Source organism: Brevundimonas sp. LPMIX5 (assembly GCF_003576505.1).
GTDB lineage: Bacteria > Pseudomonadota > Alphaproteobacteria > Caulobacterales > Caulobacteraceae > Brevundimonas > Brevundimonas naejangsanensis.
In genome coordinates this window covers 38,815-64,075 of sequence record NZ_QWTZ01000013.1, presented here as the reverse complement: position 1 = coordinate 64,075, position 25,261 = coordinate 38,815, and the positions used below count along the sequence as shown (strand labels likewise).

General features: G+C 67.6%; 25 protein-coding genes and 1 other RNA gene. 15 read left to right on the top strand and 11 right to left on the bottom strand.

Annotation, left to right across the window (positions count from 1 at the left end; translation table 11 throughout):
• Window positions 1–19: 19 nt before the first annotated feature.
• On the bottom strand, window positions 20–256 hold the full coding sequence (locus tag D1604_RS11955; RefSeq protein ID WP_233552070.1) for a hypothetical protein: 237 nt from the start codon (window positions 254–256) through the stop codon (window positions 20–22).
• Between the two features lie 118 nt (window positions 257–374).
• Here D1604_RS11955 and D1604_RS11950 point away from each other — a divergent pair, with 118 nt between their 5' ends.
• From D1604_RS11950 to D1604_RS11935, 4 genes are read left to right on the top strand one after another with little or no spacing between them, the layout of a single operon-like run.
• Window positions 375–1,169, top strand: coding sequence for a hypothetical protein (locus tag D1604_RS11950; protein WP_119413458.1), 795 nt, complete (start codon window positions 375–377; stop codon window positions 1,167–1,169).
• 41 nt (window positions 1,170–1,210) lie between these two features.
• Window positions 1,211–3,421: a phosphoribosylformylglycinamidine synthase subunit PurL gene (gene purL / locus D1604_RS11945; RefSeq protein WP_119413457.1), complete on the top strand. Its 2,211-nt coding sequence runs from the start codon at window positions 1,211–1,213 to the stop codon at window positions 3,419–3,421.
• A complete protein-coding gene (locus tag D1604_RS11940; protein WP_119413456.1) occupies window positions 3,421–3,795 on the top strand; it encodes an indole-3-glycerol-phosphate synthase in 375 nt (124 codons plus the stop codon). The genes purL and D1604_RS11940 overlap by 1 nt, the downstream gene beginning before the upstream one ends.
• Window positions 3,796–3,811: 16 nt before the next feature.
• Entirely contained in the window at window positions 3,812–4,876 is a 1,065-nt protein-coding gene (locus tag D1604_RS11935; protein ID WP_233552069.1) for a glycosyltransferase family 4 protein, read from the top strand.
• A gap of 3 nt (window positions 4,877–4,879) precedes the next feature.
• Here D1604_RS11935 and D1604_RS11930 read toward each other — a convergent pair whose 3' ends face one another.
• From D1604_RS11930 to D1604_RS11915, 5 genes are all read right to left on the bottom strand, one after another.
• Window positions 4,880–5,701 (bottom strand): TIGR00282 family metallophosphoesterase, encoded by an 822-nt coding sequence (locus tag D1604_RS11930; RefSeq protein ID WP_024354684.1) that lies wholly within the window; start codon window positions 5,699–5,701, stop codon window positions 4,880–4,882.
• Window positions 5,698–6,243, bottom strand: coding sequence for a 5-formyltetrahydrofolate cyclo-ligase (locus D1604_RS11925; protein ID WP_119413455.1), 546 nt, complete (start codon window positions 6,241–6,243; stop codon window positions 5,698–5,700). Before D1604_RS11925 ends, D1604_RS11930 begins: the two co-directional genes overlap by 4 nt.
• 249 nt (window positions 6,244–6,492) lie before the next feature.
• A non-coding RNA gene (ssrS, locus tag D1604_RS16105) (6S RNA) lies at window positions 6,493–6,653 on the bottom strand.
• A 214-nt stretch (window positions 6,654–6,867) separates the two neighbouring features.
• Window positions 6,868–7,206 (bottom strand): cell division protein ZapA, encoded by a 339-nt coding sequence (locus D1604_RS11920; RefSeq protein ID WP_119413454.1) that lies wholly within the window; start codon window positions 7,204–7,206, stop codon window positions 6,868–6,870.
• On the bottom strand, window positions 7,206–7,466 hold the full coding sequence (locus D1604_RS11915) for a hypothetical protein (protein ID WP_024354677.1): 261 nt from the start codon (window positions 7,464–7,466) through the stop codon (window positions 7,206–7,208). Before D1604_RS11915 ends, D1604_RS11920 begins: the two co-directional genes overlap by 1 nt.
• Before the next feature lie 144 nt (window positions 7,467–7,610).
• On the opposite strand from D1604_RS11915, the gene tkt reads away from it, so the two are divergent.
• The 8 genes from tkt to D1604_RS11875 all read left to right on the top strand — a co-directional run bounded on the left by tkt (window position 7,611) and on the right by D1604_RS11875 (window position 16,934).
• Window positions 7,611–9,560: a transketolase gene (gene tkt / locus D1604_RS11910; protein ID WP_233552078.1), complete on the top strand. Its 1,950-nt coding sequence runs from the start codon at window positions 7,611–7,613 to the stop codon at window positions 9,558–9,560.
• Between the two features lie 5 nt (window positions 9,561–9,565).
• Window positions 9,566–10,423, top strand: a complete 858-nt coding sequence (locus tag D1604_RS11905) for an alpha/beta hydrolase (protein ID WP_119413452.1) — start codon at window positions 9,566–9,568, stop codon at window positions 10,421–10,423.
• Between the two features lie 23 nt (window positions 10,424–10,446).
• A complete protein-coding gene (gene purT, locus D1604_RS11900; protein WP_119413451.1) occupies window positions 10,447–11,640 on the top strand; it encodes a formate-dependent phosphoribosylglycinamide formyltransferase in 1,194 nt (397 codons plus the stop codon).
• 337 nt (window positions 11,641–11,977) lie between these two features.
• Complete coding sequence (locus D1604_RS11895) at window positions 11,978–14,065, top strand: carbon starvation CstA family protein (RefSeq protein WP_119413450.1); 2,088 nt, start codon at window positions 11,978–11,980, stop codon at window positions 14,063–14,065.
• The gene (locus D1604_RS16040) at window positions 14,058–14,309 is read left to right on the top strand and encodes a YbdD/YjiX family protein (RefSeq protein WP_255413963.1); all 252 of its coding nucleotides are present in this window, start codon (window positions 14,058–14,060) and stop codon (window positions 14,307–14,309) included. The genes D1604_RS11895 and D1604_RS16040 overlap by 8 nt, the downstream gene beginning before the upstream one ends.
• A gap of 129 nt (window positions 14,310–14,438) precedes the next feature.
• Window positions 14,439–15,446, top strand: coding sequence for a type I glyceraldehyde-3-phosphate dehydrogenase (gene gap / locus D1604_RS11885; protein WP_024354671.1), 1,008 nt, complete (start codon window positions 14,439–14,441; stop codon window positions 15,444–15,446).
• Entirely contained in the window at window positions 15,446–15,703 is a 258-nt protein-coding gene (locus tag D1604_RS11880) for a hypothetical protein (protein WP_024354670.1), read from the top strand. The genes gap and D1604_RS11880 overlap by 1 nt, the downstream gene beginning before the upstream one ends.
• A gap of 34 nt (window positions 15,704–15,737) precedes the next feature.
• The gene (locus tag D1604_RS11875; protein WP_119413449.1) at window positions 15,738–16,934 is read left to right on the top strand and encodes a phosphoglycerate kinase; all 1,197 of its coding nucleotides are present in this window, start codon (window positions 15,738–15,740) and stop codon (window positions 16,932–16,934) included.
• A gap of 50 nt (window positions 16,935–16,984) precedes the next feature.
• On the opposite strand, the gene D1604_RS11870 is transcribed toward D1604_RS11875, so the two are convergent.
• Window positions 16,985–17,386: a hypothetical protein gene (locus D1604_RS11870; RefSeq protein ID WP_119413448.1), complete on the bottom strand. Its 402-nt coding sequence runs from the start codon at window positions 17,384–17,386 to the stop codon at window positions 16,985–16,987.
• A 156-nt stretch (window positions 17,387–17,542) separates the two neighbouring features.
• On the opposite strand from D1604_RS11870, the gene fba reads away from it, so the two are divergent.
• From fba to rpoH, 3 genes are all read left to right on the top strand, one after another.
• Window positions 17,543–18,607, top strand: coding sequence for a class II fructose-bisphosphate aldolase (gene fba / locus D1604_RS11865; protein WP_024354667.1), 1,065 nt, complete (start codon window positions 17,543–17,545; stop codon window positions 18,605–18,607).
• A gap of 102 nt (window positions 18,608–18,709) precedes the next feature.
• A complete protein-coding gene (locus D1604_RS11860) occupies window positions 18,710–19,708 on the top strand; it encodes an RluA family pseudouridine synthase (RefSeq protein WP_119413447.1) in 999 nt (332 codons plus the stop codon).
• Between the two features lie 194 nt (window positions 19,709–19,902).
• Window positions 19,903–20,787: an RNA polymerase sigma factor RpoH gene (rpoH, locus tag D1604_RS11855; protein WP_024354665.1), complete on the top strand. Its 885-nt coding sequence runs from the start codon at window positions 19,903–19,905 to the stop codon at window positions 20,785–20,787.
• Window positions 20,788–20,833: 46 nt separating this feature from the next.
• On the opposite strand, the gene D1604_RS11850 is transcribed toward rpoH, so the two are convergent.
• The 4 genes from D1604_RS11850 to D1604_RS11835 all read right to left on the bottom strand — a co-directional run bounded on the left by D1604_RS11850 (window position 20,834) and on the right by D1604_RS11835 (window position 25,260).
• Window positions 20,834–21,640, bottom strand: coding sequence for a response regulator (locus tag D1604_RS11850; RefSeq protein WP_119413446.1), 807 nt, complete (start codon window positions 21,638–21,640; stop codon window positions 20,834–20,836).
• Between the two features lie 76 nt (window positions 21,641–21,716).
• Complete coding sequence (locus tag D1604_RS11845; protein WP_119413445.1) at window positions 21,717–23,012, bottom strand: adenylosuccinate synthase; 1,296 nt, start codon at window positions 23,010–23,012, stop codon at window positions 21,717–21,719.
• Window positions 23,013–23,103: 91 nt separating this feature from the next.
• Complete coding sequence (locus D1604_RS11840) at window positions 23,104–24,276, bottom strand: phosphoserine transaminase (protein ID WP_119413444.1); 1,173 nt, start codon at window positions 24,274–24,276, stop codon at window positions 23,104–23,106.
• A gap of 51 nt (window positions 24,277–24,327) precedes the next feature.
• On the bottom strand, window positions 24,328–25,260 hold the full coding sequence (locus D1604_RS11835) for a DnaJ C-terminal domain-containing protein (protein WP_119413443.1): 933 nt from the start codon (window positions 25,258–25,260) through the stop codon (window positions 24,328–24,330).
• Window position 25,261: the final 1 nt, after the last annotated feature.

The window sequence follows — 25,261 nt, the reverse complement described above, 5'->3', positions numbered from 1 at the left end:
GTCCCGACGGTCAAGCGCCTCAGCCGTCCTTGCGATCCAGGACGCTGGCGCTGCGGCCGGCGTCGCCGACTTCGACCTCTTCCTCGACCGGTTCGCCGTCCTCATCGAGGCGCTCCAGCGTACCCTCGGCGCCGGATTCATGGATGGCGGCCAGTTCGCGGGCGCCGACGCCCAGGCCCTGCTCCAGGGCGCGGTTGGTCTCGACCTCCTCCTCGAGCATCAGTTCGATAGGGTCCGGTTGTTTCGGGTCGGTCATGGCGGCCTCCTTCTCAATGGCCTGAAAGCAAGGCGGGAGGCCCGGCCGCGGTTCCATCGGCCGATGAACCTTCTTGGTCCCGGCGCGTAGATACGGCGAAGCTCAGCCGGAGAGACGCATGACCGCCATCGAACGTCCCACCCCCGCCCAGCGGACGCGACGCCTCGCCGTTCTGGCCGCCGCCGTCTTCGCCGTCATCGTTCCGCTGGTTCAGATGCTGGGCGGCTTCGGCCTGAGCCAGGCCGAGTTCGCCACCGATGGAAACCAGACGCTGCAGGTGGCCGGCTACGCCTTCTCGATCTGGAGCCTGCTGTATCTGGGAATCCTGATCTACGCCGGGCGTCAGGCCCTGCCCCAGACAGGCGAGAGCGTGTTGATCAACCGCATGGGCTGGCCCTCGGTCGTGGCGTTTTTCGGCATCGGCTTCTGGATCGTGATGGCGGCGCTGAACCTGAAGGCGGCCAGCGTTCTGGTCATCTTCGCCTCGCTCCTGGCCCTGCTGCTGCCGATGTTGGCCAGCGCGCGCACGATCCGCGCGACCGGGGCGATGGAGCGCGACCTGTGGTTCGTGATCTGGCCGCTGGCGGCGCTGGCGGGGTGGCTGACCGTCGCGGCGCCCCTGAACCTGATCACCGTGGCCACCGCGTTCGAGGCCCTGCCCGCCGCCCTGTCGCCGACCGGCTGGGCCGTGTTGGCCGTGGTCGTCACCACCCTTGTCGGGATCGGCGTGACCTGGGCGCTGCGGACCCTGGCCTATCCCCTGCCCATCGCCTGGGGTCTGGTCGGCGCCTTTGTGGCCGAGCAGGAAGTCAAGCCCGTGCTGGCTTTCACGGCCCTGGCGGCGGCGTTCGCGCTGGTGGTGGCGGGAGTCATCATCGTCTTCGGTCTGAGGCGCGCCGTCGAACGCCGTTGACGGGCTGACAGACGCCTCGGAGAGGGCTAGAAGGCCCGCCCATGAGCGCGCCCCAGAAAACCATCGCCCAACTGGCCGAAGAGTACGGCCTCGCCCCCAATGAATATCAGGTCCTGCTGGACCGGCTGGGCCGCGAGCCCAACCAGGTCGAGTTGGGCGTGTTCTCGGTCATGTGGTCCGAGCACTGCTCCTACAAGTCGTCCAAGAACCAGCTGATGAAGTTCCCCGTCACGGGACCGCGCGTCATCTGCGGGCCGGGCGAGAACGCCGGCGTGATCGACATCGACGATGGCGACGCCTGCATCTTCAAGATGGAGAGCCACAACCACCCCTCCTACATCGAGCCCTATCAGGGCGCGGCGACGGGCGTGGGCGGCATCATGCGCGACGTCTTCACCATGGGCGCGCGCCCGGTGGCCCTGCTGAACGCCCTGCGCTTCGGCGATCCGTCGCATGAAAAGTCGAAGCATCTGGTCAAGGGCGTGGTCTCGGGCATCGGCGGCTACGGCAACTGCGTCGGCGTGCCGACGGTCGCGGGCGAGACCAACTTCCACAAGGGCTACAACGGCAACATCCTGGTCAACGCCATGTGCGTGGGCCTGGCTCGCGCTGACGAGATCTACTATTCGGCTGCGCCGGAAGCGGGCCACGACGTGGTCTATTTCGGCTCCAAGACCGGCCGCGACGGCATCCACGGCGCCACCATGTCCTCGGCCGAGTTCGACGACGAGTCGGACACCAAGCGCCCCACGGTTCAGGTCGGCGACCCCTTCGCCGAAAAGCTGCTGATCGAAGCCACGCTGGAGCTGATGGCCTCGGGCGCCGTGGCCGCCATTCAGGACATGGGCGCGGCGGGCCTGACCTCCTCCTCCGTCGAGATGGCGGGCAAGGGCGGCGTCGGCGTCGAGCTGGACCTCGACAAGGTGCCCCAGCGCGAAACCGGCATGACCGCCTATGAGATGATGCTGTCGGAATCGCAGGAGCGGATGCTGGCCGTCCTGAAGCCCGGCTATGAAGACGTCGGCTATCGCATCTTCCAGAAGTGGGGTCTGGACTTCGCCGTCATCGGCAAGACCACCGACACCGGCCATCTGGTGCTGAAGCACCACGGTGACGTCGTCTGCGACGTGCCGCTGGCCCCGCTGTTCGACGATGCGCCCCTGTATGACCGCCCGTGGGTCCAGCCCGAGCTGCAACCGCGCCTCGACCCGGCTGAAGTGCCCGCGCCTGACAGCTGGAACGACGCCGTGCTGAAGGTCGTCGCCTGCCCCGACATGGCGTCCAAGCGCTGGATCTGGGAGCAGTACGACCGCCACGTCATGGCCGACACCCTGCAGGATTCCTCGACCGGCGCCGATGCGGGCGTGATCCGCGTCCACGGCACGGAAAAGGGCCTGGCCGTCACCAGCGACTGCACCCCGCGCTATGTCCAGGCCGACCCCTATGAAGGCGGCAAGCAGGCCGTGGCCGAGGCGTGGCGCAACCTGACCGCCGTCGGATCGCGTCCCATCGCCATCACGGACAACCTGAACTTCGGCAACCCGCAGCGGCCTGAGATCATGGGCCAGATCGTGCGCGCCACCGACGGCATGGCCGAGGCCTGCCGCGAGCTGGACTTCCCGGTCGTGAGCGGCAACGTCAGCCTGTATAACGAGACCAACGGCGTCGCCATTCCGCCGACGCCGACCGTCGGCGCCGTGGGCCTGCTGACCAACTACGACGTGACCACCGGCTTCGGCGGCGCGGCCGAGGGCGACCAGCTGGTGCTGATCGGCCAGACCCACGGCGAGCTGGGCGCCTCCATCTATCTGCGCGAAGTTCTGGGCCGCGAGGACGGCGCCCCGCCGCCGGTCGACCTGAAGCTGGAGCGCAAGACCGGCGACTTCGTACGCAGCCTGATCGAGGCGGGCGAGCTGACGGTCGTTCACGACCTGTCGGACGGCGGTCTGGTCGGAGCGGCGGCGGACATCGCCCTGGCCTCGGACGTCGGCATTGAGCTGAACGCCTCCAGCGCCGCCCACGCTCACGCCTTCCTGTTCGGCGAGGATCAGGCCCGCTATCTGGTCGCCGTGTCGGACGCCGACGCCCTGATCGCCAAGGCCCAGGAAGCCGGGCTGCACGCCTCGCTCGTCGGTCAGGTCAAGGGAACGGACTTCGCCTCTTCGGGTCCGAAGGGCGAGCTTTTCCGCATCCCGGTCGCCCATGTGCGGGAGTTCCATGAAGGCTGGATGCCCAACTGGATCGAAGGCTGATGCGTAGCGCCGCCCTCATCCTCGTCGTTGCGGGCGCCGCCCTGCTGTCGGCCTGCGAGTTCGAGGGCGGCGATCCGGTCCAGCATGCCCTGCGCGACGCGGCGGCCGCCCGGCAGGCCGCCGCGCTGAAGACCACCGAAGAAGAGGAGGCGCAGGCGATCCGTCGCCCGACCGCCTCCGGCCCGGCCCTGCATGAGGCGGACGAACTGTCGCGCCTGATCGCCGCCCGTCGTCAGGCGGTGCAGGAGACGCGCACGGCGCTGGCCGCCATCGCCGATCCGGCGCTGAAGGCCCAACTGACCGAAGACCTGAAGGCCGAAGAAGCCAGTCTGCGCGCGCTGGAAGCCCGCGCCGCCGCCAGAACCCCCGACTGACCGGAAACGCACAGGCATGAGAACCGCCGTCGTCATGCCTGTCGGCGCGCGCTTCGACCTGCACCAGCCGAACTCGATGGAGACGGTGGCGCGCACCCTGGCGCAGGCCGACAGCGGCGAGGTCCGCATCTTCTGCTGCGAAGGCGCCCAGGATCACGGCGACCTGCCGGTGCAGACCCTGCCTGCCGCGAACAGGCTGAAGGCGCTGCGGCAGGCGTTGAGCGTCTACCAACCCGACGTCATCGAGTTTCATCAACAGACGCAGCAGGCCGTCGCCCTGGCCCCGCATTTCCCGGCCGCGGCCATCACCCTGTATCGCCACAATGCCGTGAAGCCGCCGCGCCATGTCATCGACCGATGGCGCTATGAGCGGCGCTATGACCGGATGGACGGCCTGATCTTCGTCAGCGAGGCGGCGCGGCGTGATTTCCTGAAAGACTTCGCCCGACTGGAAGCCAAGGCCTTCGCTGTGCCCAACCCAATCGACGTGGAGCTGTGGCGCAGCCCGACAGACCAGCGCGAGCCGATGATCGCCTTCGCCGGTCGGGCCATGCCGGAAAAGGGCGTGGATCTGATCTGCGCCGCCCTGCCCTCCGTACTGGAGCGCCATCCCGACTGGCGCGCGGTGCTGATGCTGAACGACTGGGACAAACACGCCGCCTGGGCCGCGCCTCACCTTGCGCCGCTGGAGCGGTTCGGCGAGCGGGTGCGTGTGCTGAAGTCGGCGCCGCTGGCGCAGGTGCGCGCCGAGATGCAGCGGGCGGCCATCGCCCTGACGCCCTCGGTCTGGGCCGAGCCTCTGGGCCTGGTCGCGCTGGAGGCCCATGCGGCGGGCGCGGCGCTGATCTCATCGGGACGCGGCGGCCTGCGCGAGGCCAGCGGCCCGCACGCCGTCTATGTCGATGATCTGACGCCCAGCGGCCTGAGCCGTGCGATCGACGATCTGATCGCCGATCCCGCGAGTCGCCTCAGTCTGGCTCTCGCGGCGCAAGCCTATGTGAGCGCGACCCACACCCCCGAACATCGCGCCGCCCAGTTGCACAGCCTGCGCGGGCGCCTGTTTCAGGCCAAGCGCTCGTAACCGTCAGGCCTGAGGAATCGCCTGGCTGAGGCGGCCGCCGACGCGGATCGGCTCGACCCGCTTGGCCAAGCCGGTGCGGTCGTCGGTCTCGACGAAGACGCCGCAGATGGTGGCCGGGCCGCTGGCGGGGGTGTAGCGCCCGCCCGACAGCCGGGTGGTGAAACGGCGCAGCGGCTCTTCCTTGTCGTTGCCGATGACGGAGTCATAGTCGCAGCAGCCGCCAGCATCGGTCTGATAGGCCGTGCCGCCGGGCAGGATCTGCGCGTCGGCGGTCGGGACGTGGGTGTGGGTGCCGACCACCAGACTCGCGCGGCCGTCGCAGAAGTGGCCCATGCCCATCTTCTCGCTGGTCGCCTCGGCGTGCATGTCGACGATGACGGCGTCGGCTACGACGCCCAGAGGCGCAGCCTCAAGCTCGCGCTCGACGGCGCTGAAGGGGTCGTCCATCGGGTCCATGTGGACGCGGCCCAGCACGTTGATGACCAGCACCCGGCGGCCGTCCGGCGTGACGAAGACGTCGGCGCCGCGCCCCGGCGCGTCCATCAGGCGCGGATAGTTGGCCGGGCGGATCAGGCGCGGCTCGCGCACGATATAGGTCAGGGCCTCGCGCTGATCCCAGCTGTGGTTGCCCAGCGTCAGGACATCGGCCCCGGCGTTGAAGATGTCGTTGGCGGTGTTCTCGGTGATGCCGAAACCGCCCGCCGCGTTCTCCGCATTGACCACCACGAAGTCGAGCTTGAGGTCGCGCCTCAGTCCCGGAAGATGATCCGAAAGCCCATCGCGCCCGGACTTGCCGACCACGTCACCGAAAAACGCCAATCTCATGGGACCGCTCTATAGCCGGTCTCGGTCAAAACGCCATGCAGGCGGATATCGTGCGGCTCCAGATCAAGCTGCTCGACCTGCTGTCCGGCATAGGCGAAGCCGATGCGCTGGGCATCAGGCAGAACTGCGAAGGTCCGGTCGTAATAGCCGCCCCCCTGCCCCAACCGTCCGCCGAGGGCGTCGAAAGCCAGCAGAGGCGTCACGATCAGGTCCGGCGTCACGGCGTCAGCGAGCGGCAGAGGCGCCGGACATCCGGCCGCGTCCAGCTCCAGAGGCTCGCCCGGCGCCCAGGCGCGGAAGATCATGGCCGCGTCGCGCTCCAGCACCACGGGCAGGCACAGGCGGCGACCCGACTGATGCAGGACGTTTGCGAGGGCGTCCGTATCCAACTCCGACCCCATGGCGCGATACAGGGCGACGATCTCGCCGGGAGGAAGGGCGTCGGCATGGCCCGCGGCGCGCTCGGCGGCCTCGGGATCCGCTCCGGCCAAACGCTTGCGCAGGGCGCGCATGGCCGCGCGCAGTTCTTGCTTGGGGGTCATGGGACGCTCGTTTCTGCCGTCATCCTCGGGCTTGACCCGAGGATCCAGCCCAACGGCGCGCTGAACGCCGACAGGCAGAGCGCGTCGCCCAACCCGATCCTCGGGTCAAGCCCGAGGATGACGGAGCAGATGGAAAATCGGGAAGCGCGCTCAAGCAGTGAGCGACCGCGTCGCAAGCGTTAGCGCACAAAACACGCTCAAGCAGCGAGGCCCTGCGGGCCGAGCGTAGCGCACTAAAAAAGATGGGTTGGCGGCGCCGCGTGAGCCGTGAAGAACGTTTAAATCCTCTCGACCTGGGTAGCCAGGTGGGCTCCGTATGCCCAAGCCCTCGAGCCCGGACAGGGACAGATCCCTATGAGTGAATTAAGGTCAGAAGGATATGTTGTCTTCGACGTGAGCCGCAGCAGGACCCGCCATCAAGCAAGATAGGCGTTCGGACCGATTTCAACAATGGCGAACATCCCTCTCCCTCCCCTTTATGGGGAGGGTGGCTGAGGCCGTTAGGCCGAGGTCGGGTGGGGACGGCATGACCATTCAAGCGCCAGCTCCTGATCATCAGGCCCTCTCCCCACACGGTCGCTGCGCGACCACCCTCCCCATGAAGGAGAGGGAGAGACCGAGCCCCTATATCGTCTGTGTGATCTTCTCGATCCTTGCGGCCACGGCGTTCAGAGCCTCGGCCACGCCTTCGCTGACCGGGGCCGGCGTCACGGCGGCCGCAGCCGCCTTGGCGCGGCCAGAGTTCTGGACCGCCGCCTGACGTTTGGCCTCCTGAAGCTCGTCGGCCAGCATCAGAGCCGCCATCAGGAACAGGCGCACGTCGCCGACCTGTCCGACCTGATCGGCCACGCCCTGCACCCGTTCGTTGAACTGGGCCGCCAGGTCGCGAACTCGGGCTTCCTGACCGTCGGCGCAGCCCACCGCATAGGGGCGGCCGTGGACCTCTACCGTCACCGTCGCCATCAGTTCGCCTCCTCTTGTTGCGCCAGCACCTCGCGCACGGCGTCGGCCGCGCGGGCCAGCGCCTGGGCTGTTTCCTGACCGACATCTTCAAGCTCGGCGATGCGCGCCAGGTCGGCCGCGTTCGAGGGACGCGGCGCAAACAGGTCGTCGTCAGGGATGGGCGGCGCCGAGGCGGGCCTCGCCTTCAGCTCCAGCACCTTGCGCTCCAGATCAGCCAGCGCTCGATCAATCCGCGCCTTTGCAGCCGTAACGGCGTCCATGGGGGTCCTTTCTTCCAGATTCCGTGTAGAACCTGCCGGCGCGCCGGGGTAAAGCGGCGCCGCCCCCGCTTTATCCTGTTCCTGAGGAAAGGTCTCGCCGTGACCGACGCCCAAGCTGCATTCGCCAAGCCTTCGCCCAAGCAGATGGCCGACGCCATCCGGGTGCTGTCCATGGATGCGGTTGAAAAAGCCAAGAGCGGCCACCCCGGCATGCCGATGGGCATGGCCGACGTCGCCACCGTGCTTTACTCGAAATTCCTGAAGTTCGACGCCAGCCGTCCCGACTGGGCCGACCGCGACCGCTTCATCCTGTCGGCCGGCCACGGCTCGATGCTGATCTACAGCCTGCTGCACCTGACGGGCTACAAGGACGCGACGCGGGAGCAGCTGGAAAACTTCCGCCAGTGGGGCTTCAAGACCGCCGGCCACCCGGAATACGGCCACATGACCGGGATCGAGACGACCACCGGCCCGCTGGGTCAGGGTCTGGCCACCTCGGTCGGCTTCGCCCTGGCGGAGCGGCATCTGGCGGCGCGCTTCGGCAAGGATCTGGTCGACCACCGCACATGGGTCATCGCCGGCGACGGCTGCCTGATGGAAGGCGTGTCGCAGGAAGCGATTGCGCTGGCGGGCCGCCTGAAGCTGAACAAGCTGTGCGTCCTGTGGGACGACAATGAGATCACCATCGACGGCAAGCTGTCGCTGTCGGACGCCACCGACCAGTTGGCGCGCTTCAAGGCCTCGGGCTGGGCGGTCAAGGCCATCGACGGCCACGACCACAAGCAGATCCAGAAGGCCCTGGCTTGGGCGACCAAGCAGGACAAGCCGACGCTGATCGCCTGCAAGACCAAGATCGGCAAGGGCGCCGCCACTCTGGAAGGCAGCCACAAGACCCACGGCGCGGCGCTGGGCGCCATTGAGATCGCCGCTACCCGTCAGGCGCTGAACTGGCCGTTCGAGCCGTTTGAACTGCCCGAAGGCGTCAAGACCGCCTGGGCCAAGGTCGGCAAGCAGGGCGGCAAGGCCCGCAAGGCGTGGGAAGCCCGTCTGCTGAACCACGACCACCGCGACGACTTCACCCGCGCCATGGCCGGCGACCTGCCCACCGGCGCCTTCGAGGCGCTGGACGCCAAGCTGAAGCAGCTGGTCGCCGATCAGCCCGCGATGGCCACGCGCCAGTCCTCGGGCGAGGCGCTGGAGACGGTGTTCAACGCCATCCCCGAAATGGTCGGCGGCTCGGCCGACCTGACCGGCTCGAACAACACCTTCGTCAAGAACACCCAGATCATGGACGCGCCGGACTATGCCGGTCGTTACCTGAACTACGGCATCCGCGAGTTCGGCATGGCCGCGGCGATGAACGGTCTGGCGCTGCACGGCGGGGTCATCCCCTACGGCGGCACCTTCATGGCGTTCGCGGACTACAGCCGCCCGGCGATCCGTCTGGGCGCCCTGATGGGCGTGCGCGTGGTCCACGTCCTGACGCACGACAGCATCGGCCTGGGCGAAGACGGTCCGACGCACCAGCCGGTTGAGCATCTGGCGGCCCTGCGCGCCATTCCGAACCTGCTGACCATGCGCCCCGCCGACACGGTCGAGGCGCTGGAGTGCTGGCAGGTCGCCCTGCAGCACAAGACCACGCCGACCGCCCTGTGCCTGTCGCGCCAGAAGACCCCCGCCGTGCGCGTCACCGACGCAGGCGAGAACCTGTCCCGCAAGGGCGCCTATGAGCTGAAGGCCGCCAACGGCGAGGCGAAAGTCACCCTGTTCGGCACCGGCACCGAGGTCGCCCTGGCCCTGAAGGCGGCCGAGACGCTGGAGGCCGAAGGCACGCCCACCCGCGTCGTCTCGGTCCCCTGCTTCGCCCTGTTCGAGCAGCAGCCCAAGGCCTATCAGGACGCCGTCATCGGCCGCGGCACCGTCCGCGTCGCCGTCGAGGCCGCCGTCAAGCAGGGCTGGGAACGCTTCATCGGCGAGGACGGCGGCTTCGTCGGCATGACCGGCTTCGGCGCCTCGGCCCCGGCCGAAATCCTCTACCGCGAGTTCGGCATCACCGCCGAGGCCGTGGTCGAAGCCGCCAAGGCCCGGCTGTAAGCCTCATGCGCCGTCTCGCCCTCGCAATAAGCCTCGGCTTGTCGATGGCGGGCGGCGCAACCGCCCTCGCCGCAACGGTCGAGGACGCGCCCGCCGTCGCCGAGACGCCCATCGTCATCGGCCGATCCTACGCCCTGCCCTCGGCCGTCATGGACCAGACACGCGAGATCAACGTCTGGCTGCCGCCCGGCTATGAACGCAGCGGCCAGACCTATCCGGTTTTCTATGTGCTGGACGGCGGTCAGGATCAGGACTTCCACCACATCTCGGGCATCGCCCAGCTGGGTACCATCGTCGGCACGACGCGCGATGTGATCGTCGTCGGTATCGCCTCGGTGGACCGTCGCAACGAACTGGCCCTGCCGACCGAAGACGCCGAACTGATCGCCCGCTATCCGACGCAGGGGCATTCCGACCGCTTCCGCCGCTTCATCGGCGAAGAGGTCCAGCCCTTCATCACTGGCCGGTTCCGAACTAGCGGCGAGACGGCGCTGATGGGCGAGTCTCTCGCGGGTCTGTTCGTGGTCGAGACCTTCCTGAAAGAGCCGCAGATGTTCGACGCCTATGTCGCCGTCAGCCCCAGCCTGTGGTGGGACGGCGGCCAGCTGGCGCGGCAGTCCGGCGCGCATCTGCGCGACCATTCCAACGATCCGCGCACCCTGATCCTGACGCTCGGCGACGAGGGCGAAATGATGCAGGCGCCGATGGACGTGCTGACCGCCAACCTGCGTGATCACGCCCTGCCCGGCGTCAAATGGGACTTCACCCCGCGCCCCGCCGAAAGCCACGCCACCATCTATCACGGCGCGGCGCTGGACGCCTTTCGCCGCCTCTATGCCGTTCCGGCCACGCCCGGAAGCTGAGCGAATTATCGGAGCCTGACGCCATGAAGATCGGCACGCCGCTTACCGACCACGCCACACGCGTCATGCTGCTGGGCTCGGGCGAGCTGGGCAAGGAGGTCGCGATCGAGCTGCAACGCCTCGGCGCCGAGGTGATCGCGGTCGACCGCTACGCCAACGCCCCGGCCATGCAGGTGGCGCACCGCAGCCACGTCATCCCCATGACCGACGCCCAGGTGCTGAACGGCGTCATCCTGGCCGAGGCGCCGCACATCATCGTGCCTGAGATCGAGGCCATCGCCACCGACGTGCTGGCCGGCATCGAGGCGGCGGGTCTGGCGCGCGTCATCCCCACCGCGCGGGCGACACAGCTGACCATGAACCGCGAGGGCATCCGCCGTCTGGCCGCCGAAGAGCTGGGCCTGCCGACCAGCCCCTACGCCTTCGCCGCCTCGGCCGAGGAGCTGGCGGCGGGCGCGCAGGCCGTGGGCTTCCCCTGCTTCGTCAAGCCGGTGATGTCGTCCTCGGGCAAGGGGCAGTCCTATGTCGAAGGGCCCGAAGGCGTGGCCGACGCCTGGGCCTATGCCGAAGCCTCGGGCCGGGTCGCGGGCGGCGTCGTCATCGTCGAGGGCAAGATCGACTTCGACTATGAGATCACCCTGCTGACGGTGCGGTCGCTGCGCGACGGCGCGGTCCGCACGGATTTCTGCGCCCCCATCGGCCATCGCCAGCAGAAGGGCGACTATGTCGAAAGCTGGCAGCCGCAGGCCATGAGCCCCGCCGCGCTGAAGGCAGCGCAAACCATCGCAGCCAAGGTCACCGACGCTCTGGGCGGGCTCGGCGTGTTCGGCGTCGAACTGTTCGTGAAGGGCGACGAAGTCTGGTTCTCGGAGGTGTCGCCGCGCCCGCACGACACCGGGCTGGTGACGCTGGCCACGCAGGTGATGAGCGAGTTCGCCCTGCACGCCCGCGCCATTCTGGGCCTGCCGGTTGACGTTTCCTTGCGCGAGCCGGGCGCCAGCGCCGTCATCTACGGCGGCATGGAGGCCGAGGGCGTGATGTTCGAGGGCGTGGCCGAGGCGTTGTCGGTTCCGACCGCCGACCTGCGGCTGTTCGGCAAGCCCGAGGCCTTCGGGCGCCGCCGCATGGGCGTGGCGTTGGCGCGCGGCGCGGATACCGACGAGGCCCGCCAGCGCGCGACCGAGGCCGCGGCCAAGGTGGGAGTGATTAAGCCCTGATCCTTCTCCCTCTCCCAATGGGAGAGGGCTTGAGCCTCCAAGAGCCGAAGGCGATTGGCTAAGGCGAAAGGGTGAGGGTTCGCGGCTGAAGTCGGCCGAAGGCAGTAGCGCGACGGCTTACGCCGACGGAAAGGACAAACCCCTCACCCTTTCGCGCAAGAACGATCGCTGACGCTCTCGTGCGCTCAAGCCCTCTCCCGCCGGGAGAGGGTTGAGAATCCGGCCACGCTCGCGCGCGGCCAAGCTTCTTCGACTTTTGTCGATTGGCGCCGGGCGCGATTAAGGTCCAAAAAAGGCGGAAGGCCGCAGGCAGTCGGCCACGGAGGTACCTTTCGCCATGGGCAAGTTCAGGACGGCGCTGATTTTCGGCGCCATCGCCATATTGGGGGCCGTAGCCCTCGGCGTCATCGCCCTGCATCAGGGCGAGAGCATCAGCGCCGTGTGGATCGTGGTTGCGGCGCTGTGCGTCTACGCCATCGCCTACCGCTTCTACGCCCGCTATCTGGCCGGGAAGGTGCTGGGGCTGAACGCGCGCAGGCCCACGCCCGCCGTCAGACACAATGACGGACTGGATTACGTCCCGACGCCGCGCAACGTCCTGTTCGGCCACCATTTCGCAGCCATCGCGGGCGCGGGACCGCTGGTCGGGCCGGTGCTGGCGGCGCAGATGGGCTATCTGCCCGGCGTGTTGTGGATTCTGGTCGGCGCCGTGGTCGCGGGGGCCGTGCAGGACATGATCGTCCTGTTCATGTCGACCCGTCGTGACGGCCGATCGCTGGGCGACATGGTCCGCACCGAAATGGGACCGATCCCCGGCGTCATCGCCCAGGTCGGAGTGCTGATGATCATGGTCATCATTCTGGCGGTTCTAGCGCTGGTGGTGGTCAAGGCGCTGGCCGAGAGCCCGTGGGGCACCTTCACCGTCGCCGCCACCATTCCCATCGCCATCTTCATGGGGCTGTACACGCGCTATCTGCGGCCCGGACGCGTGGGCGAGGTGTCGGTCATCGGCGTGGTGCTGCTGGTCCTTGCCATCATCGGCGGCGGCCATATCGCCGCTGATCCGTTCTGGGGTCCGGCCTTCACCCTGTCGGGCACCACTCTGGCTCTGGCCATGATGGCCTATGGCTTCATCGCCTCGGTCATTCCGGTTTGGCTGCTGCTGGCGCCGCGCGACTACCTGTCCACCTTCCTGAAGATCGGCGCCATCGTCGCCCTGGCCATCGGCATACTGATCGTGCGGCCGCACGTGCAGATGCCCGCCGTCACCCCCTTCATCGACGGGACCGGGCCGGTCTTCTCGGGCGCCCTGTTCCCCTTCCTGTTCATCACCATCGCCTGCGGGGCCGTGTCGGGCTTCCACGCCCTGATCTCATCCGGCACCACGCCCAAGTTGCTGGAGAACGAGAACCAGATCCCGCTGATCGGCTATGGCGCCATGCTGTGCGAAAGTTTCGTGGCGATCATGGCCCTGATCGCCGCCACCGTGCTGGACCCGGCCGTCTATTTCGCCATGAACAGCCCGGTCGCCGTCATCGGCGATAACGCCGCATCGGCCGCCGCCGCCGTGGCCCAGTGGGGCTTCCACATCACTCCGGCCGAACTGGAACAACTGGCCAGGGACGTGGGCGAGCACTCCATCCTGTCGCGCGCGGGCGGGGCGCCGACCCTGGCCGTCGGCATGGCTCACATCCTGTCGGGCGTCATCGGCGGCAAGGCGATGATGGCCTTCTGGTATCACTTCGCCATCCTGTTCGAGGCCCTGTTCATCCTGACCACCGTCGACGCCGGCACCCGCGTCTGCCGCTTCATGATCCAGGACCTGCTGGGCATGGCCGTGCCGAAGATGCGCCAGACCCAGTCGTGGACCGGCAACGTCGTGGCCACGGCCCTGACGGTCGGGCTGTGGGGCTATTTCCTCTATACCGGCGTGGTCGATCCTCTGGGCGGGATCAACAGCCTGTGGCCCCTGTTCGGCATCGCCAACCAGATGCTGGCGGCGGTCGCCCTGATTCTGGGCACAGTCGTCCTGTTCAAGATGAAGCGGCAGAGGTTCGCCTGGGCCACGGCGGTTCCGGCGGTCTGGCTGCTGATCTGCACCGTCACGGCGGGGCTGCAGAAGCTGTTCCACCCCGACGTGAAGATCGGCTTCCTGGCTCACGCGCGGAAGTATCAGGACGCCATGACCGCAGGAGAAATCCTGGCCCCGGCCAAGACCATCGGCGACATGCACCGCGTCATCGTCAACGACTACGTCAACTCGGCGCTGACGGCGGGCTTCCTGTTCGTGGTGCTGACGGTCGTGGTCTATGGCGTCGGCGCCTGCCTCAAGGCGCTGCAGTCAGAACAACCCACCGTGGTCGAGACGCCCGCTGAGCACGAGCTGACCCTGGCCGACGAAGCCATGGACATCGCCCGTGCTTAGGTCGTCGTCATCCTCGGCCACCGGCGGCGCGGACCTGTTCTGCGCCTGCCGGGATACGCTGGTGCGGTGGGGCAAGGACGCCCGCCGCACCGCCGGGCTGATGATCGGCCAGCCGGACTATGACGCCTATGTCGCCCATGCGAAGGCGACCCACCCGGATCAGGTGCCGCTGGACCGGACCGCCTTCTTCCGCCTGCATGAAGCGCGGCGGTTCGGCGAAGGCGGCGGCTTCCGCTGCTGCTGAGGCAGGCTGACCGTATCCGGACGGTTACACCCGATCATACCTTGTTACGGCGACGGGGTTGCAACCGGGCGCTCTCCGTCCCACTAAGGCGCCCATCATAATCGCCCCTTGTTCAGGAGACTGCTCCCCATGACCGTTCGCGTCGCCATCAACGGCTTCGGCCGCATCGGCCGCCTCGTCCTTCGCTCGATCGTCGAGCACGGCCGCAAGGACATCGAGGTCGTGGCGATCAACGACCTGGGTCCGGTCGAGACCAACGCCCACCTGTTCCGCTATGACTCGGTGCACGGCCGCTTCCCCGGCACGGTCACGACCGGCGAGGACTGGATCGACGTCGGCACGGGCAAGATCAAGGTCACGGCCGAGCGCGACCCCGCCAACCTGCCGCACGCCGAGTTGAAGGTCGACATCGCCCTGGAATGCACGGGCATCTTCACGTCGAAGGACAAGGCCTCGGCCCACCTGAAGGCGGGCGCCAAGCGCGTGCTGGTCTCGGCCCCGGCCGACAACGCCGACAAGACCATCGTCTTCAAGGTCAACCATGAGACGCTGACGGCCGACGACATCGTCGTCTCCAACGGCTCGTGCACGACCAACGCCCTGGCCCCGGTGGCCAAGGTGCTGCACGACCTGTTCGGCATCGAGCGCGGCTACATGACCACCATCCACGCCTACACCGGCGACCAGCCGACGCTGGATACGATGCACAAGGATCTGTACCGCGGCCGCGCCGCCGCCCTGTCCATGATCCCGACCTCGACCGGCGCCGCCAAGGCCCTGGGCCTGGTTCTGCCGGAACTGAAGGGCAAGCTGGACGGCTCGTCGATCCGCGTCCCGACCCCGAACGTCTCGGTCGTGGACCTGAAGGTCGTCGCCGGTCGCGAAGTCACGGTCGAGGAAATCAACGCCGCCCTGCTGGCCGCCGCAAACGGCCCAATGAGCGGCGTCCTGGCCACGACCACCGACCCGCTGGTGTCGATCGACCTGAACCACGTCGCCGCCTCCTCGACCGCCGCCCTGCCGCAGACGCAGGTCGTCGACGGCAAGCTGGCCCGCGTCCTGACCTGGTACGACAACGAGTGGGGCTTCGCGACCCGCATGGCCGACACCGCCCTGGTGATGGCGAAGTTCCTCTGATGATCAAGTGGACGTGCACTGTTGCGCTTTGGGCAGCAGGCACGCTCCTTGGATTTCTACTCATGATGGGCGGCGAGATTTTTTCGCCGCCCATTCTGGCTCTTGCTTTCATTCTTTGGCTGGCTGGCGTCATCTGGTGCGCGAGCCACCATCGCGGCAGAGCCTACTGGATATTGATTGTTGGCAGCGCCGCGTCCCTGACCTTGGGGCCCATCCTCTGGCCGCTACTTTACGCGCTGACAGTGCTGCTTCACTGATCTGCCTCTCTCCCAACAAGGGCCCCTTCAAGCCATGACCTTCCGCACCCTCGACGACGCCGCTGACCTGTCCGGCCAGACCGCCCTGGTCCGCGTGGACTTCAACGTGCCGATGGAGGACGGGAACGTCACCGACGACACCCGTCTGAAGGCCGCCTTGCCGACCATCCACCGCCTGCGCGAAGCCGGCGCCAAGGTCGTCCTGCTGGCCCACTTCGACCGTCCCAAGGGCGAGCGCGTGCCGTCGATGAGCCTGAAGCCTGTGGTCGAGCCGCTGGAGATGCTGCTGCACGGCCCCGTACGCTTCGCCGACGACTGCGTGGGCGATGACGCCAAGGCCGCCGTGGCCGATCTGGACGCCGGCGGCGTGCTGCTGCTGGAGAACGTCCGCTTCCACAAGGGCGAGGAAAAGAACGACCCGGCCTTCGCCCAACAGCTGGCGGAGCTCGGCGACCTCTACGTCAATGACGCCTTCTCGGCCGCGCACCGCGCCCACGCCTCGACCGAAGGTCTGGCCCGCCTGCTGCCCGCCTATGCCGGTTGCGCCATGGCGCGCGAGCTTGAGGCGCTGGACGCGGCGCTCGGCAAGCCGCAGAAGCCGGTCATCGGCATCGTCGGCGGCGCCAAGGTCTCGACCAAACTCGACCTGCTGAAAAACCTGGTCGCCAAGCTGGACTATCTGGCCATCGGCGGGGGCATGGCCAACACCTTCCTGTTCGCCCAGGGCGTCGATGTCGGCGGTTCGCTGTGCGAAAAGGACCTGGCCGACACCGCCCGCGAGATCATCGAGGAAGCCCGCCGTCAGGGCTGCGAACTGCTGCTGCCGGTCGATGTGGTGGTGGCCAAGGGCGTCAAGCCGGGCATCGAGTCGGGCGTGCGCGCTCTGGACCGCATCGCCGCCGACGACCTGATCCTGGACGCCGGGCCGGAAACCGTCGCCCGCCTGAACCGCGCGATGGACCTGTCCAAGACCCTGATCTGGAACGGCCCGCTGGGCGTGTTCGAGGTGCCGCCCTTCGACAAGGCCACGGTCGAGGCCGCCAAACACGCCGCTGAACTGGCCAAGGCCGGCAAGCTGGTCGCCGTGGCCGGCGGCGGCGACACGGTCGCGGCCCTGAACCACGCGGGCACGGCCGATGACATGACCTTCGTCTCCACTGCGGGCGGCGCCTTCCTGGAGTGGATGGAAGGCAAGGTGCTGCCGGGCGTCGAGGCCCTGCGCGCCGCTTAAAAACGTCAAGGCGAGGGCTGCCCGCAGCTCTCGCCCCTGACGCTCGAAACTTAGTCTTCGCCGTCCATGTCGACAGCGCGCGCGACCAGATCGCGCCACGTCGGATCGGTGTCGTCCACCAGATCGACATCGTCCAGCAGGGCCACCGCCCCGCCGCCGTCGGGCAGGATCAGGCCCAGCACTTCCATCAGTTCGCCGTCGGGCCCGACATGGGCCTCGGCCTGCACGATCACGGCCGCCTGCTCGCCGTCCTCCTCCCACCAGATGACGGGCTGAGGCAGCTCCATATCGATGACGCGCGCCTCTTCGGTGTCGCCGAGAGCGAAGACGGCCTTGCCCGCCTGAACATCGTCCAACGTCGCCACTGCCCCGGCGAAAGGCGTCAGCCGCGACCAGTCGTCGACATCGAAACCACCGCCGTCTTCATCCAGCGCATCGTCGTTCTGGCTCATCGCCGCTCCTTGATCAGACGCCTCGCAGGCGCCGGAGCACTTAAGGCCTGCGCGTCCAAAGTCCACCACGCAGAAGCCGTGTCACGTCGGCGTGACTTCCCGCACCCGACCGGCTAAGACCTCAGGCAAAATCACTATCGGTTCAGGAGACTACCCATGGCGCGCATTACGCTGCGACAACTGCTCGACCACGCGGCGGAGCACGACTACGGCCTGCCCGCCTACAACATCAACAACATGGAGCAGGGCCTGGCCATCATGGAGGCCGCCGACGCCGTCAACGCGCCGGTCATCATCCAGGCCTCGCGCGGCGCCCGCTCCTACGCCAACGACGTCGTCCTGGCCCGCCTGATCGACGCCCTGGTCGAACTGTATCCGCACATCCCGGTCTGTATGCACCAGGACCACGGCAACGGCCCGGCCACCTGCGCCACCGCCATCCAGTACGGCTTCACCTCGGTGATGATGGACGGCTCGCTGGAAGAAGACGCCAAGACCCCCGCCTCGTACGAGTACAACGTCGACGTCACGCGCCGCGTCACCGAAATGGCCCACTCGTGCGGCGTCTCGGTCGAGGGCGAACTGGGCGTTCTCGGCTCGCTGGAAACCGGCATGGGCGAGGCCGAAGACGGCCATGGCTTTGAGGGCAAGCTGGACCACTCGGCCCTGCTGACGGACCCGGATCAGGCCGTCGATTTCGTCAAGGCCACCAAGGTCGACGCTCTGGCGATCGCCATGGGCACTTCGCACGGCGCCTATAAGTTCACGCGCCAGCCGGACGGCGAAGTCCTAGCCATGAACGTGATCGAAGAGATCCACAAGCGCCTGCCCAACACCCACCTGGTGATGCACGGCTCCTCGTCGGTGCCGCAGGACCTGCAGGACATCATCAACCAGTACGGCGGCCAGATGCCTCAGACCTGGGGCGTGCCGGTCGAGGAAATCCAGCGCGGCATCAAGCACGGCGTGCGCAAGATCAACATCGACACCGACAACCGCATGGCCATGACCGGCGCCATCCGTAAGGTGCTGGCTGAAAAGCCGAGCGAGTTCGACCCTCGCGCGTATCTGAAGCCCGCCAAGGAAGCCATGCGCAAGCTGTGCATGGAGCGCTACCAACAGTTCGGCTGCGAAGGCATGGCGTCCAAGATCCAGCCGCTGTCCACCGCCCAGATGGCCAAGCGCTACGCCGCCGGCGAACTGGACCCGCGCATCGGCTGATCGACGCAAAAGCGGGCCTGAGCCTCGCTGAAACGATTGAAGGGCGGTCCCGGCGGGCCGCCCTTTTTTCATGGCGTCCGCCAGCCGTGCTAAACGGACGTTGTGACCGACATCCTGCCCGCGCCCGACGACAAATCCGACCTGACGGTCCTCCACGCTCAGGTCGCGCCCGGCGCCGCGCGGCTGGACCGCGCCCTGGCCGACGCCCTGCCCGAACTGTCACGCGCCCGCATCCAGGCGCTGCTGGAGGCAGGGGCCATATCCCTGAACGGCGCCGTGGTGGCGGCCAAGGCCAAGCCCGCACCCGGCGACTATGAGATCATCTTGCCGCCCGCTGCTCCGGTCGAACTGCGCGCCGAAGCCCTGCCGCTGACCATCCTGTTCGAGGACGACGACCTGATCGTCATCGACAAGGCGCCGGGCATGGCGGTCCATCCCGCCCCCGGCTGCGAGACCGGCACCCTGGTCCACGCCTTGCTGCACCACTGCGCGACCCTGTCGGCCCTTGGCGACCCCGACCGTCCCGGCATCGTCCATCGGCTGGACAAGGACACCTCCGGCGTCATGGTCGCCGCCAAGTCTGATCGCGCCCACGCGGGTCTGGCCGCACTGTTCGCCGCCCACGATATCGAGCGCACCTATGTCGCCCTGACGCGCGGCGCGCCCTCGCCCGAGAAGGGCCGCATCCAGACCCAGATCGGTCGCTCCAGCGGCGACCGCAAGAAGATGGCGGTGCTGAAATTCGGCGGGCGAGAGGCCATCACCGACTATGTCGTCCAGCAGACGTTCGGCCGCCCGGCCAAGGCCTCCAACGCCCCGCTGGCCGCCCGCGTCGCCTGCACCCTGCAGACCGGCCGCACCCACCAGATCCGCGTCCACATGGCGTCTAGGGGCTCGCCCCTGCTCGGCGATCCCGTCTATGGCTCAGGCAGCCCCGCCGCCCCCGTGCGCGCCGCCATCGCCGAGGTCGGGCTGAAACGCCAGGCCCTGCACGCCGCAATCCTCGGCTTCGTCCACCCCGTCACCGGCCAGCCCCTGCGTTTCGAGACGGCCCCGCCCGAAGACATGAAGCGGCTGGAAGCGCTGCTGGCGGACCTCTGACGCCACCGCTTTATTCGCAACAACATCTGTGCTAGATAGAGACGGGCGGCGACACAGCATCGCCGTTCAATTGGGACAATTCGCCCCTTTCGTTTCGGGCAACGGATTCCCATCTTGTCAGTTGAGGGGCGAGGTGATGATGCACGTCATGTGGTCGGAGCCGTAGCGCCAGCTCGTGAAGCCGGAGGGACCATATGGCCAATAAAACGCTGACGGTGATGTCGCCTGAACAGGGACTGTCCCGTTATCTTACGGAAATCCGTAAGTTTCCCATGCTCACCAAGGACGAGGAGTTCATGCTCGCCAAGCGGTGGAGCGAACACCAGGATACCGAGGCCGCCCACCGTCTCGTGACCTCCCACCTGCGCCTCGTGGCCAAGATCGCCATGGGTTATCGCGGCTACGGCCTGCCGATCGGCGAGGTGATCTCCGAGGGCAACGTCGGCCTGATGCAGGCGGTAAAGAAATTCGATCCCGACAAGGGCTTCCGCCTGGCGACCTACGCCATGTGGTGGATCCGCGCGTCCATTCAGGAATACATCCTGCGCTCCTGGTCCCTCGTGAAGATGGGCACCACGGCGGCGCAGAAGAAGCTGTTCTTCAACCTGCGCAAGGCCAAGAGCCAGATTTCGGCCTTCGAGGAAGGCGATCTGCACCCCGATCATGTCGAACACATCGCCACCAAGCTGGGCGTAACCCATCAGGACGTCATCGACATGAACCGCCGTCTGGGCGGCGACGCCTCGCTGAACGCGCCCCTGCGTTCGGACGGCGAAAGCGAGTGGCAGGACTGGCTGGCCGACGACAACGCCGTCAGTCAGGAAACCGAACTGGCCGAGAGCGAGGAAAAGTCCATCCGCATGGGCCTGCTCGAAGAAGCCATGCAGGAACTGACCGACCGCGAAAAACACATCCTGACCGAGCGTCGCCTCAAGGACGATCCCGTCACGCTTGAGGAGTTGGCCGGCCAGTACGGCGTCAGCCGCGAGCGCGTCCGCCAGATCGAAGTCCGCGCCTTCGAGAAACTCCAGAAGGCCATGCGCGCCGCCGCTGAAGAGCGCAATCTGGTCGACGCCTGACGGCGCTTACCCGTCACCCTTCTTCGTAGCGGGAGAAGGGGGGCCCCTACCCGGCCCGCGCCAGACTCTCGGGCGAGGCCAGCTTCAGCACGGCCTGAACCGGCGCCGTCAATGCGGCCTTGGTTGGCGCTCCCGCGGCCAGCACCGTGTCCAGTCCTGCCGCCGCAATCGCCAGCGGCGCGTCGCCTGTCTTGATGGCCAGCGCTTTCAGCGTCTCGGCCTGCTGCTTGATGGCGCGCACCGCCTGCATGGGATCGCTGTCGAACTGGGTCAGGGCCGAGAACAGGATCCGCATCGCCTGATCCTTGACCGCCAGGGCCGCCTCGGCGCTGGAGCGCGGCTTGTCCGCCTTGCGCTTCTGCGGCCCGGCGTAGTCGTCCGAGTTGAAGCGCCGCCGGTCCGGCCCGATATAGCCGACCGCCTCGACCCAGTCGCGCGGCTTGGTCGCCAGGTTCTCGATCCGCCGCTGCAGATCGCCGCTGGTGAAGGGCTTCCTCAGGAACTCATGCACGCCGGAATCGCGCGCGCCCTTGATGGCGCTGGCGGTGGCCTCAGCCGTCACCATGATGATCGGCGCGCGACGGCATGACAGGCTTGAGCGCCGGATACGCCGCGCCAGCGCCTCGCCGTCCAGCTTGGGTCCGGTCCGCTCGGTGAAGATCAGCGCCGGCTCCATTTCGCGCGCCAGGTCCAGCACCCGCGCCTCATCGCCCTCGACCACGATCTCGCGCGATCCGAACCCCTTCAACAGGTCCTGCAACAGGCGCGCGGCGGCGGGATTGGGATCAACGATGACCACGCGCCGAACCACCGGCGCGATCCTCTGCATCGTCTTGGCGTCTAGGGCGAACACAGGGCGAGCTCCATTTCAGAGCGCCACCTTATGCCCTACCGGTTAAGGCGTCGTTGCCTCGACCAGAAATGTAAACTCAACCCTGAAACGGATCGCGCATCAAAATGGTGTCGTCGCGCTCCGGGCTGGTCGACAGCAGGGCCACTGGCGCCCCGATCAGTTCCTCGATTCGCCGCACATATTTCAGCGCATGGGCGTTCAGGTCTTTGAAGGTCCGCACGCCTGCGGTGCTTTCGTCCCAGCCGTCCAGTTCCTCGAACACCGGCTCAGCCGAGGCCTGATCCTTCAGACTGCTGGGCAGATAATCGAGCACCTCGCCGTTGATGCGATAGCCGACGCAGATCTTCAGCGTCTTCAGTCCGTCCAGCACGTCCAGCTTGGTCAGGGCGATGCCATCGATGCCGTTGATCGCCACCGACTGACGCACCAGCACCGCATCGAACCAGCCGCAGCGACGCGACCGGCCCGTGTTCACGCCGATCTCGCGCCCCACGACCGCCAGGTGCTGGCCGACTTCATCGTTCAGTTCGCAGGCGAAGGGGCCTTCGCCGACGCGCGTCGTATAGGCCTTCACAATGCCCAGCACATAGCCGACGCCGCGCGGCCCGACGCCCGACCCGGCCGCCGCCTGTCCGGCCACGGTGTTGGAGCTGGTCACATAGGGATAGGTGCCGTGGTCCACGTCCAGGAAGGCGCCCTGCGCCCCCTCGAACAGCACCCGCTTGCCCGCCTTCTGCGCCTCATCCAGCACCCGCCACGCCGGTTTGACGTAGGGCAGGATCTTCGGCGCGATCTCCAGCAGTTGCGCCAGCAGCGCCTCCGGGTCGATCGGCTCCAGCCCCAGACCCGCGCGCAGCGGATCGTGGTGCGAACGCAGGCGGTCGATCTTGATCTTCAGATCGTCTTCATTCGCCAGATCGCAGGCGCGGATGGCTCGGCGGCCGACCTTGTCCTCATAGGCCGGACCGATGCCGCGTCCGGTTGTGCCGATCTTGGCGCCCGGCGCGCTGGCGGCGGCCTCGCGCGCCACGTCCAGCGCCGGATGGATCGGCAGAATCAGGCAGGCGTTGTCGGCGATGGTCAGGATGTCAGGCGTGATCGCCACGCCCTGAGCCTGGATCTTCTCGATCTCGCCGACCAGATGCCAGGGATCGACCACCACGCCGTTGCCGATGATCGAAGGCTTGCCCTGCACCACGCCCGACGGCAGCAGCGCCAGCTTATAGACCTTGCCGTCGACGACCAGGGTGTGGCCCGCGTTGTGGCCGCCCTGGAACCGCACCACCATGTCGGCGCGATTGGACAGCCAGTCCACGATCTTGCCCTTGCCCTCGTCGCCCCACTGGGCGCCGACCACTGCGACGTTCGCCAAGACCTATACTCCGCAATCCAGAATGCGGTGGGAGCCTATAACCCCTGAATCGTCCGGAGTCGCCCCCAAGGGCGTCTAATGGGCGACAGAATTATCTGTGCGCCGACTGAGCCAGTTCACTGACCGCCGTCTGAAACGCCCATTCCAGCCACGGCGTCGCCGCCACGACGTCCGCCGTCTCGACCGTACAGCCGCACCACAGACGCAGGCCCGGCGGGGCGTTGCGGTGCGGCTCCATGTCATAGACCGCCCCCTCGCCTTCCAGCAGCGCCTTGAACCGCTTCACAAAGGCCTTCTGTCCCGCCTCATCCAGCGCCGCCACGCGCGGATCGACGAACTTCAGACAGACCGAAGTCGTCGAGCGGATTTCCGGCTGCTCCGGCAGGAAGGCGATCCAGTCCGTCCGCTCCACCCACTCGGCCAGGGCGGCATAGTTGGCGTCTGTGCGCGCGATCAAGGCAGGCAGGCCGCCTTCGGCCTTCGCCCAGTCCAGGGCGTCGACCCAGTCCTCGATGGTCAGGACCGAGAAGGTGTTCATCACCACCCCGTCCGCGAGCGTCCGATCAAAGCCCGTCTTGTCGGCGATACGCAGCACCTTCGGCACCGCCCGATCCGGCCGATAGCTATCCAGCCGCGCCACCGCGCGCGGCGACAGCACCATGACGCCGACGCCCGCCTCGCCGCCCAGCGCCTTCTGGAAGCTGAAAGTAGTCACATCCAGCTTCTCCCACGGCAGATCCATCGCAAAGGCCGCCGAGGTCGCATCACAGATCGTCAGCCCCTCGCGGTCGTCGGCGATCCAGTCGCCATCCGGCACGCGCACGCCCGAAGTCGTGCCGTTCCACGGGAACACCACATCCTTCTTCGGATCGACCTTCGACAGGTCCGGCAGTTCGCCCCACGGCGCCGTCAGGGCCTCGGGCTCCAGCCCCAGATGCGTCTTCACATCCGCTAGCCAGGTCAGGCCGAAATTCTCATAGGCGATCACCTGCACCGGACGCTCGCCCAGCATGCACCACAGCGCCGCCTCGACCGCCCCGGTGTCCGAACCGGGCGTGTAGAGCATGACATAGTCGTCCGGCGGGCTCAGCACCTCGCGCGTCAGCCGCAGCCCATGCGCGAACCGCTCCACCACCTCCGGCGCGCGGATGCCCCGCCCCATCAGGTTCGTCGGCAGGTTCGCCAGCTCCCAGCCCGGACGCTTGGCCGTCGGCCCGGCCGAGAACCAGGGGCGAGCAGGCTTGGCGGCGGGATTGGGCGTCATATCGGTCTCTGAAGTCTCGGGGGAGGAGAAGGAAGCTTCCGCCTTAGGCCATCAACGGCCAGGCTTATAGGGCCGGCGCTCACGCCATTCTGTCGCAAACCGGACCAGTTCGTCATCCGGCGCCTCGGGCAGCGTCACAACCACCCTGGCCATCAGATCGCCGCGCTTGCCGTTCGCATAGGCGCCGCGCCCCTTCAGCCGCAGCACCTTGCCCGAGTTCGATCCCTTGGGAATGGTCATCATCACCGCGCCCTCGGGCGTCGGCACCTGAATCTTGCCGCCCAGCACGGCATCCGGAACCGACACCGGCAGATCCATCGTCAGGTCGGCCCCGTCGCGCTTGAACACCGGATGCGGCTGGATACGCAGCTCAATCAGCGCGTCGCCCGCCTGACCGCCCCGCCCCGGCGCGCCCTGCCCCTTCAGCCGGATCGTCTGGCCGTCCGCCGCGCCCTTGGGGATGGCCACGTCGAGCATCCGCCCGTCCGAGAACTGGATGCGCCGCGTCGTCCCGGCGATGGCGTCCTCAAGACTGATGTCGAGGGTCGCACGCACGTCCTGCCCTCGCCCTCCGCCAAAGCCGCGCCCGGCGCTGCGTCCGCCGCCTCCGAAGGCGCCGAAGATTTCTTCCAGGTCGATATCGTCAAAGCTCGCCCGCCCGCCGGGGCCGCCCTCGCCGCGCCCTCCGAAGCCGAAGCCGCCGAAACCGCCGCCGCCCGGCCGCCCGCCCTGAGCGCCGCCAAAGCCTCGGAACTGCTCGCGTCCGTCGGCGTCGATCTCGCCGCGATCATACTTCGCGCGTTTCTCCGCGTCGCCGAGCAGGTCGAAGGCGGCGGTGATACGTTTGAACCGCTCTTCGGCCGCCTTGTCGCCGGGGTTCTTGTCGGGGTGCAGTTCCTTGGCCAGCTTGCGGAACGCCTTCTTGATCTCGTCCGCGCTCGCGCCCTTGGAAACGCCCAGTTCCTGATAGGGATCGCCAGCCAAT